Raw genomic sequence first — 8,139 nt, forward strand, 5'->3', positions numbered from 1 at the left:
CTCCTGTCAGGGGTGGGAAAAGAGCCGCCGGTAGGCGGCCCAAGCATCAGCGAACGGCTGCAAAGGGGCACGGAACGACCCCGCCCCGATCTGCCCGCCGCCCTTTCCGGCGATGCCGACGTCCAGGGCAGGCGCGATGCCCGTGGCGACGACGCGCGCGATGTCGATCCCCGTGGGGGTACCGCGGTAGCCGAAGTACGGGATCAAGAACGACGGGTGCACACCAGCGGTGATCTCGTACATGTCCAGGTTGCGGCGAATCATGACCTCGGGCCCGCCCTGGTAGGCCTGCAGCGGGAACGCGGCCGCCTGAGCGAAGGCGCCAAGGCCGCAGACCTCGGTGATCAGGCTTTCGCCCCCCATGAGCTCGATCTCGTCACGTCCCCGGCCAGGGAGGAAATGCGCCGTCTCGATCTCAGGAAGCGGCCCGCGGAACCACCGCGTTCCGAGCCCGGCGACGCGGATGCCGAACTCTTTGCAGGAGAACGACATGGCGGTGACGATCGAGGCACCGTCCGCGCCGTACATCCGGTCTGCCATCGACTTGGACGCGGCCATCGAGGCACGCAGGAAGAAGTAGTCGTCACTGGTCAGATAGGACACCAGCGTGCGGGCACGAGCTCCGTCCAGGTCCAGGAGTCCGGGCAGGATCCGCTTCAAGAACAGCCCGGACGCGGCCGTGTTCCGGCTGTGCAGCTCGTCGCCCTGACGCAGCGCCCGCTCCATGATCGGACGAAGTCGGATGCCGCCCTGAACCGAACGAACGACCTCGCCGAGCAGAGGCCCGATCACGTCGGCGAGGTACTCCAGATTCTGTCGGACCCCGTCGTTGTACACGCCGTAATTGAGCCGGTCCGGGGCGGCGCCCTCGAATAGGGTGCAGTGGCCCCGGTTGCCCGAGGTCGCGTCCCTCACGGCTAGGACCGGCATTGAGGCGGTAGTGATCCCGGCGAGAGAGCCGACGCAGTCGAAATCATGACAACCGGCCACCCGTACGTCTCCCCGTTCGAGGAGCCGCTCGGCCTCCGCAGGGTCGGAGGCGAGACCCTCATAAAGGACGCCGCCAATGATCCCGGCGCGCTGACCTCCGGTATATTCGGCCCAGGCCAGCGGGGGGCCGGAGGTCAAGATCGTCTCTTTGGTCATGCCGGGGAGCGCCTCGAGCGCCGGCAGCACATCGACGAGGACGGGGTCGGATGTGAAGAGCAATTCCAGCGCTTGCTCGTTGGCGCGGCTCCGGTCAATCTCCGGCCTTTGGCCGGTCCCGGAACCATAGTCGTTGGTCGTCGTCATTGATCGCCTCCGGCAGGGATGCAAAAGGTCCTTTTCACGTACGCGAAGCGGCCAGTGCGCCCGAATAGGCCCAATGTCCTCGGACTCTGTCAGTAGGAATCGCTCCACGACCCCGTCGAGTCCGGCGATCCCCACACACGGTTGGAACGCTCCGTGTCCAGCCGGTAGTCGGTCACTGAGATCTCGAACATCCTGCGCCCGAGATCAGCGGCCCGGTCCAGCGGACGGGAGGGGTCGGACTCCACCTCGCCCCGGCTATTGCCGACGCCGACGACGACGCCCACGAGACTCTGGCGCAGGTAACGCGTCATTTCCTGGAGCTGGGCCTCGACCCCGAGGGTCGCGCCACGGTAGCTCTCCTCGCACGCGATCAGCGCAGCGATCCGCTTGCCCGGCAGCGCCGCCGAGACCTGCTCGCCGACCGGAGAGCTGCCCGCGGTGTAGCAGAACAGCCGGTCGAAGAAGGTCTTCAGGGTTCCGTTGATCCCGTACCAGTAGAGGGGAGTCGCGATGATGAGCCCGTCCGCGGGCATCACGTGATCCATGAGCAGGCGCTCGTAGCCATCATCGATGCCGCAGGCACCGGTGCTCAATCTGCAGGTGCGGCAGTCGCGCAGCAGCCCGCGGACGAAGTCGGCGAGATAGACCGACTCGACCTCGTGCCCGGCCTCACGGGCCCCCTTGGCCGCGGCCTCGGCCAGCGTCCACGAGTTGCCGTCGCGGCGGGGACTTGAACTGATGGCTAGGACCTTCATGAGAACCTCCTGCTCACAGGTTGCAAAAGCGTTTTTGCACACTGGGGAGTATGTGAGCCACGTCTCCTGCTGTCAAGAGGTCGCTGCAGCTCGGTTCCCCGCCACCACCCGCCAGGTACGCCGGCCCCCTCGAGTGGATGCGCGGAGTTGGGCGGCCGTCGCGGTCGGCGGTGGAGCGCGCCGGCTCCTGCTGCGCCGTGCCGGCCCGCCATCTGGCCGCCGAACGGATGAAGCGCTGAGCCCCTTCGCTTGCGGTCAGGAAACTGCTGGTCACGTCGTGATCGCGGGCGGTGTGTTAGGCGTGGAACGTGGCGGTCGAGTAGCCGGGAGGAGCTTCCCCTCCGGCCCCCACAGATCCCGGCGTGACGGTCTTGGGCTCAACCGGTCGTCGCAACACCGGTTTCCTGAACCGATAGTGGATGCTCGTTCAGGGCTTTGGCGGGTGTCTTCTATCCGAGTGTTTTGCGGGGCCTGGTGTTGAGTGCGTGGGTGACGGCTGCGAGTTCGTCTGCGTCCCATCGCGAGAAGTAGACCTGCAGGCCGGTGTCGATGCGGAGTGGGCGTGCTGGGCCGGCTCTTTGCCGTGGTCCCAGGTGAGTGAGCGGCGTAGCCGCCCGGGCAGGGTGGTGATCGCGTCTCTCACGGCCTCGGCACCGCGGCCGGCCGTCGCCGGGCCGTCCTTCGGCCGCCCCGGCGACGGAATCTGCCCCCGGTACAACCGGACGGCCTGCTGTCGCTTCCCCACACCCACCAGCAACACCTCCAATTCTCAGGTGTTGCGACGACCAGTTGAATCCGCCATTGCCGCCGCGGTCGGAGTGGAAGATCGCATGATCGGCGAGGCGGTGGTTCCGGGCGGCCACGCCGATGGCCTTCTCGACGAGCGGGGTCTTGAAGTCATCGTCCATCGCCCAGCCGATCACGGCCCTGGTGTGGCAGCCGATCACCGGGGCCCGATAGAGCCACCCCTCCCACGTCGGAATATAAGTGATGTCGCCCACCATTTTCTGCCCCGGGTCGGCGGCAGTGAAGTCACGAACTTGAGCTGCCCGATCCCCCAAGCCCTACGGCTCTCCGGGCACCAATCTCGTCGGGCCTTTTGCGCCATTGCATCTCCCCATCCCGCGCCGGGATCGGCGCCATCGGTCAGGACAGGGGCACGATCGCGCTCATCATCGCGCCCTCCACCCTGCCGATCCTGAAGAACCGCCCCGACGACCCCGACGACATGGAGACCGGCCACGCCTGATTCGTCATCGGCTGACCGCTGCGGTGTCAGTTCGGCGGCTTGTCAGGCAGGTGAGCAACTGTTCACGGACCGCATGTGACGCCGCCAGGGGCGCCAAGCACAGTGCTCGGCGATTTCCAAACGTTCTGCCCTGGACGTCGGCCAGCCGGTAACGACGCCCTGGTGACGGACGAAGCGGACCGGGAAAGCAGCCCACCAGACCCGGGTTGTGTCCGCGAGCCAACATCGAGCCGACATGGGAAGGAAGCGGGGCGAAACCGGCGGCGGGCATATCGGGTCTTTTTTGTGTTTACCCTGGTCAAGCGGGGTGGGTCGCGTGGGACTCGAACCCACAACCTACGGATTAAAAGTCCGGAGCTCTGCCAATTGAGCTAGCGACCCTTGGAACTTGCTTGTGACCTGCGGTTTCTCCTCTCCGTCCCGGTTGACCCTGATCGTACATGGGTGCCACAGCTGAGGAATCGCCCGTCAGGGGCTGCCACGAGTCTAGAGGGCCGTCCTGGGCTGATGCATCCCAGATCCGGCGCCGGTGGCCGGGTGGGGTGGCGAGGTGTGTCGTGGGGCGCCCCGGGGAGGCCTCCCCGGGGCGCCGTGGTCACCCGCCCCCAGCGAGAGGCTGAACGACCGGGGAACACCTTAGCCCCGGGTTGGCGGGTTATGGGGTGCATTGCGCACAACCGGTTCGATGCGGAGGGGGAGGTGTTTGAGGCCGTTCTGGAAGTTGGAGGCCAGCCGGACGGGGGCGCCCGTGCGTTCGAGGTGGTGGGGGAGGAGTTCGCGGAAGAGGGCGCGCATCTGGGTGCGGGCGAGGTGGGCGCCGAGGCAGAAGTGGGGGCCGAAGCCGAAGCTGACGTGGTCGTTGGGGGTGCGGGTGATGTCGAAGCGGTCGGGGTCGGGGAAGACGGTCTCGTCCCGGTTGGCGGACGCGTGGTAGACGACGACCTTCTGGCCGGCGCGGACGGGCCGTCCGGCGAGGACGAGGTCGGTGGTGGCGGTGCGGCGGAAGTCCATGACGGGGGGCCAGTAGCGGAGCATCTCCTCGACGGCGGACGGGAGGAGGGACGGGGCGGCGCGGAGGCGGGCGAGTTCGGTGGGGTGGTCGAGGAGGGTGAGGAGGCCGCCGGGGATGCCGTTGCGGAGGGTTTCGTTGCCGGCGACGGCGAAGAGGAAGAACATCTGCTCGAACTCGCCGGTGGTGAGGCCGCCTTCGAGCATGCGGGACATGATGTCGCCCGATGGGGACGCCCGCTTGGCGGTGGCGAGCGCGTGGGCGTAGGCGAACATGTCCGCGAGGGCCGGGGCGGAGCGAGGGTTGACGGGGCGGCCGTCGGGGTGGGTGGACGAGGTGGGGCGGAGCTCCAGGGCGTCCCGGGCCATGGGGCTCAGGGAGGCGGCCTCGGCGGTGGAGAGGCCGGCGTACTCGTCGTCCTGGTAGCCGATGACGCGGGACGCCCAGTCGTACAGGAGGCGGCGGTCGGATTCGGGGACGCCCATGATGTGGGCGAGGGTCCACACGGGAAGGTCGGCGGCGACCTCCACGAAGTCGGTCTCGCGGCCTAGGGCGGAGGCGACGAGGGCGCGGGCGCGGCGCGTGATGGTGTCCTCAAGGGCGCGGACGGCGCGTGGGGTGAAGGCGGCGGCGACGATCCGGCGCAGGCGGGAGTGGCCGGGCGGGTCCTGGTTGAGCATCATCGCGCGGGCGGACGCGAGGTCCTCTGGGGTGTCGGGGTCGCGGATCTGGGTGGCGCCGAGGTGGGAGGAGAACAGGCCGGGGGAACGCAGGACGTGTTTGACGTCGGCGTGGCGGAAGACGGCCCAGTAGCCGGGGCCGGCCGGCCAGGGCCCGACGGCGGGTTCCGGGACCCAGGTCACGGGGGATTCGGCGCGCAGTGTCCTGAAGGTGTCGTAGGGGATCCCCGAGGCATACGTGGCGGGCAGGAAGATCTCCTCGTGCATGTCTTCAGAGTGCATCATGGCGGTGTGACGCTGAAGCCTGCGGACGGCGAGAAGATCCTGCGCGAGAACTTCGCGCCCTGGGTGCTGGAGCTGGGCCTCTCCGTGGAGGAGGTGGGGGACGGCACGGCGGTGCTCCGGTTGCCGTGGTCGGACCGGCTGGCCCGCGAGGGCGGGGGGCTGTCCGGCCAGGCGATGATGGCGGCCGCCGACACGGCGGTGGTCATCGCGGTGTCGGGCGCGCGGGGCGGGTTCGTGCCGATGACGACCGTGCAGCTCAGCACGTCCTTCCAGCGGCCTGTCGTGGGACGGGACGTGCTGGTGTCGGTTCGGGTCACGAAACTGGGCCGGACGCTCGCGTTCGCGGATGTCACGCTGGTGGCGGACGGTGATTCGGCCGTGGTCGCCCAGGCCAGCGCCGTGTACGCGATTATGGGGTGAAATGACGCGCATCGAGAACGTGACCGTGGCGGACGGTGAGTTCGCCCTGCATGTGTGGACGCCGGAGAGCGGGACGGGGCCGGGGATCCTGCTGGTCCAGGAAATCTTCGGGGTCGGGGACTACATGGAGGCCGTCGCCGGGGACCTGACTCGTCTGGGGTACGTGGTCGCGGCTCCGGACATGTTCTGGCGGATCCAGCCGAACTGGGCCGTCAAGCACGACGAGCGGGCGTTGCCCGAGGGCGTGGCGAAGGTCTCCGCGTTCGACTGGGAGAAGGGCCCAGCGGACTTGGAAGCGGCTCTGCTCCATGTGCGCGGCCTCCCGGAAGTGGAGGGGCGCGTGGGGGTGCTCGGGTTCTGCTTCGGTGGGACGTTGGCGTTTCTGTTGGCGGCACGTGCCGAGGTGGACGCCATGGTGTCGTTCTACGGAGCGGGCGTGCCCGGTGCCCTAGGAGCGATTGACGGCATCAGCGCTCCTGCACAGTTCCACTTCGGTGGGTCGGACCCGTACATCTCCAGGGAAGACGTGGCGGCCGTCGAACGGGCCGTCAAGGGGCGGGATCGCACGGAGATTCACGTCCAGGAGGACGGCGGGCACGCCTTCCACAACCGGAAGGCGCCCATGTTCTACCAGCCGGAGCCCGCGGAACGGGCCTGGCGTCTCACCGAGGAGTTCCTGGCCCGGTACCTGCCGGTGTCGTAGCCCAGGGGGGAAGGGGCTCGGTCTCGGCGAGCCAGGCGGCCGGGGCGCCGCCGACGATGGCGCAGGTCGTGTCGATGTCCCCGCCCGCGGCTGCGGTGGTCCAGAACGCGGCCTCGGGGGCGCCGAGGTGCCGGGCGGCGGCCCAGAGGGTGAGCGGGACGGTGTCGTGCGCGGCGACGTCGCGGCCGTTGCCGAGGACGGCGGCGGCGGTCGCGGGGTCGCCGAGGGGCAGCAGGCCGCGGGCCTCGGCGATGCCCTCGCGGACCGTGCCGGGCGGGACGTGCCGCAGGATCTCGTCGAGGAACGGGCCGGGTCTCGGGGCGGCGGGTGCGAGGGACGCGGCGACGGCGATGGCGACCGCTCCGGCGATGCCCTCGGGGTGGGGGTGGGTGACCTCGGCGGAGAGCGCGGCCTGGCGGGCCGCTTCGGCGGGGTCGCCGGCGAACCAGGCGCCCAGAGGGGCGACGCGCATGGCGGCGCCGTTTCCCCACGAGCCCAGGCCGTCGAACGGCTCCTTGGCGAGGACACGCCAGTCTCCGCCTTCTCTTACGAGGCGCAACAGGCGTCCTGTGGACGGCCCATAGCCGCGGTCGAAGTCGTGGTGCTCGGCGAAGCTCGACGCAAGGGCGTCTTGGTCGATGGTCCCGTGTGTGGACAGGACTACGTAGATGGACGCGGCCATCTCCGTGTCGTCCGTCCACTGCCATGGGCCCGGTGGAAGGGTTTGTGCTTCGTAGGCGGGACGGTTCGCCGGGACGAAGAACTGGGAGCCCAGTGCGTCTCCGACGGAGAGGCTGCGAAGAGAGGCGCGCGCGCGTTCTGCGGCGTGTGTCGTCATGTGGTGGCTGCTTCGAGGGGTAGTCGGGACAGTTCGCGTCGGGATGAGATGCCGAGCTTCGGATACGCCTTGTAGAGGTGGTACTCGACGGTGCGGGGGCTGAGGAAGAGCTGGGCGGCGATGTCCCGGCTGCTCGTGCCCTCGGCGGCGAGCTTGACCACCTGGAGCTCTTGCGGAGTGAGCCGGTCGGCGAGGTTGGGTGCGGTGGGGGCTGCCGTGGGGGCGGAGTCGCCCGTGGCCCGGAGTTCGGCGCGCGCGCGGTCCAGCCAGGGGGCCGCGCGGAGGCTTTCGAAGATGTCCACAGCGGAGCGGAGCGGGGCTCGTGCGTCCGACCGTCGGCGTGCTCTGCGCAGCCACTCCCCATAGAGCAGTTCGGTGCGGGCCCGTTCGAAGGGGCGCGTCGCCCGCTCGTGTAGGCGAATGGCCCGTACGTAGGGTTCCTCGGTGTCGGTCAGTAGGGCTTCGCAGCGTGCCGCCACTGCGAGGGCCCACGGTTGCTCTCCTGCCTCCGCCCAGGTGCGGAACCGCTCGTAGGCCGGACGGGCTCGATCCGGTTCACCGGCGCGCGCCGCGGCCTCGACCTGGTCGGCGGCCGACAGCATGGCTGCGGCGCCGTACGCGCGGGGACCCTGCGCGCTCTTCTCCAGCCTGCGCAGTGCGTCGCCGTACCGGCCGAGGCCGAGGTCGAGCAGGCCGAGCGCGCCGTCGGCGGGGCCGTCCTGGGGCGCCGTCGCGGTCGGCTCGCGCAGGCGTGCCTCGTCGCCCTCGATCGCGGCGATCCGCGCGAGCACGGCGCCGAGGCGGTCCTCGCGGTGGGCGAGGCCGGTGTCGCGGGCCAGCCCGGCGGCCTCGGCCACGGCCGCCTCGGCGGCCTTGCCGACCCGTCTCCCGGAACGCCGCTGGAGGA

The 8,139-nt window shown here is 69.6% G+C and carries 8 protein-coding genes, 1 tRNA gene and 2 pseudogenes; 3 read left to right on the plus strand and 8 right to left on the minus strand.

Annotated elements, in window-relative coordinates:
* Positions 1-6: 6 nt before the first annotated feature.
* The 4 genes and pseudogenes from E1291_RS00905 to E1291_RS44465 form a co-directional block, all read right to left on the minus strand.
* On the minus strand, positions 7-1,293 hold the full coding sequence (locus tag E1291_RS00905; protein ID WP_131735578.1) for a YlbE family protein: 1,287 nt from the start codon (positions 1,291-1,293) through the stop codon (positions 7-9).
* An 89-nt stretch (positions 1,294-1,382) separates the two neighbouring features.
* A complete protein-coding gene (locus E1291_RS00910; protein WP_131735579.1) occupies positions 1,383-2,048 on the minus strand; it encodes a flavodoxin family protein in 666 nt (221 codons plus the stop codon).
* Between the two features lie 377 nt (positions 2,049-2,425).
* Positions 2,426-2,736: pseudogene (locus tag E1291_RS45360) on the minus strand (IS30 family transposase); the annotation flags it as partial.
* Positions 2,737-2,863: 127 nt separating this feature from the next.
* Positions 2,864-3,109, minus strand: a pseudogene (locus tag E1291_RS44465) (DDE-type integrase/transposase/recombinase); the annotation flags it as partial.
* 38 nt (positions 3,110-3,147) lie between these two features.
* Here E1291_RS44465 and E1291_RS41700 point away from each other — a divergent pair.
* A complete protein-coding gene (locus E1291_RS41700; protein ID WP_165494904.1) occupies positions 3,148-3,297 on the plus strand; it encodes a hypothetical protein in 150 nt (49 codons plus the stop codon).
* Between the two features lie 308 nt (positions 3,298-3,605).
* Here the strand turns inward: E1291_RS41700 and E1291_RS00925 are convergent.
* Positions 3,606-3,678 (minus strand) — tRNA-Lys (locus E1291_RS00925).
* A gap of 255 nt (positions 3,679-3,933) precedes the next feature.
* Positions 3,934-5,253 carry a cytochrome P450 gene (locus tag E1291_RS00930; protein WP_131735580.1) on the minus strand — a complete coding sequence of 440 codons (1,320 nt, stop codon included), beginning with the start codon at positions 5,251-5,253 and terminating at the stop codon, positions 3,934-3,936.
* 24 nt (positions 5,254-5,277) lie between these two features.
* On the opposite strand from E1291_RS00930, the gene E1291_RS00935 reads away from it, so the two are divergent.
* Both E1291_RS00935 and E1291_RS00940 read left to right on the plus strand, forming a co-directional pair.
* Positions 5,278-5,691 carry a PaaI family thioesterase gene (locus E1291_RS00935; RefSeq protein ID WP_131735581.1) on the plus strand — a complete coding sequence of 138 codons (414 nt, stop codon included), beginning with the start codon at positions 5,278-5,280 and terminating at the stop codon, positions 5,689-5,691.
* 1 nt (position 5,692) lies between these two features.
* Positions 5,693-6,394, plus strand: a complete 702-nt coding sequence (locus E1291_RS00940) for a dienelactone hydrolase family protein (RefSeq protein WP_131735582.1) — start codon at positions 5,693-5,695, stop codon at positions 6,392-6,394.
* Here the strand turns inward: E1291_RS00940 and E1291_RS00945 are convergent.
* The gene (locus tag E1291_RS00945; protein WP_131735583.1) at positions 6,354-7,232 is read right to left on the minus strand and encodes an ADP-ribosylglycohydrolase family protein; all 879 of its coding nucleotides are present in this window, start codon (positions 7,230-7,232) and stop codon (positions 6,354-6,356) included. The two genes, E1291_RS00940 and E1291_RS00945, sit on opposite strands and share 41 nt — an antisense overlap.
* A partial coding sequence (locus E1291_RS00950; RefSeq protein ID WP_131735584.1) for a helix-turn-helix transcriptional regulator occupies positions 7,229-8,139 on the minus strand: 911 nt, incomplete at its 5' end. The genes E1291_RS00945 and E1291_RS00950, both read right to left, overlap by 4 nt.

Source organism: Actinomadura roseirufa (genome assembly GCF_900659635.1).
In the GTDB taxonomy this organism is placed as follows: Bacteria; Actinomycetota; Actinomycetes; order Streptosporangiales; family Streptosporangiaceae; genus Spirillospora; species Spirillospora roseirufa.

Bases quoted from the DNA above. Each gene is read 5' to 3' on its own strand.
- E1291_RS00940 (WP_131735582.1), top strand. From the start codon at position 5,693: ATGACGCGCATCGAGAACGTGACCGTGGCGGACGGTGAGTTCGCCCTG.
- E1291_RS00945 (WP_131735583.1), bottom strand. From the start codon at position 7,232: ATGACGACACACGCCGCAGAACGCGCGCGCGCCTCTCTTCGCAGCCTC.
- E1291_RS00930 (WP_131735580.1), bottom strand. From the start codon at position 5,253: ATGCACGAGGAGATCTTCCTGCCCGCCACGTATGCCTCGGGGATCCCC.
- E1291_RS00905 (WP_131735578.1), bottom strand. From the start codon at position 1,293: ATGACGACGACCAACGACTATGGTTCCGGGACCGGCCAAAGGCCGGAG.
- E1291_RS00910 (WP_131735579.1), bottom strand. From the start codon at position 2,048: ATGAAGGTCCTAGCCATCAGTTCAAGTCCCCGCCGCGACGGCAACTCG.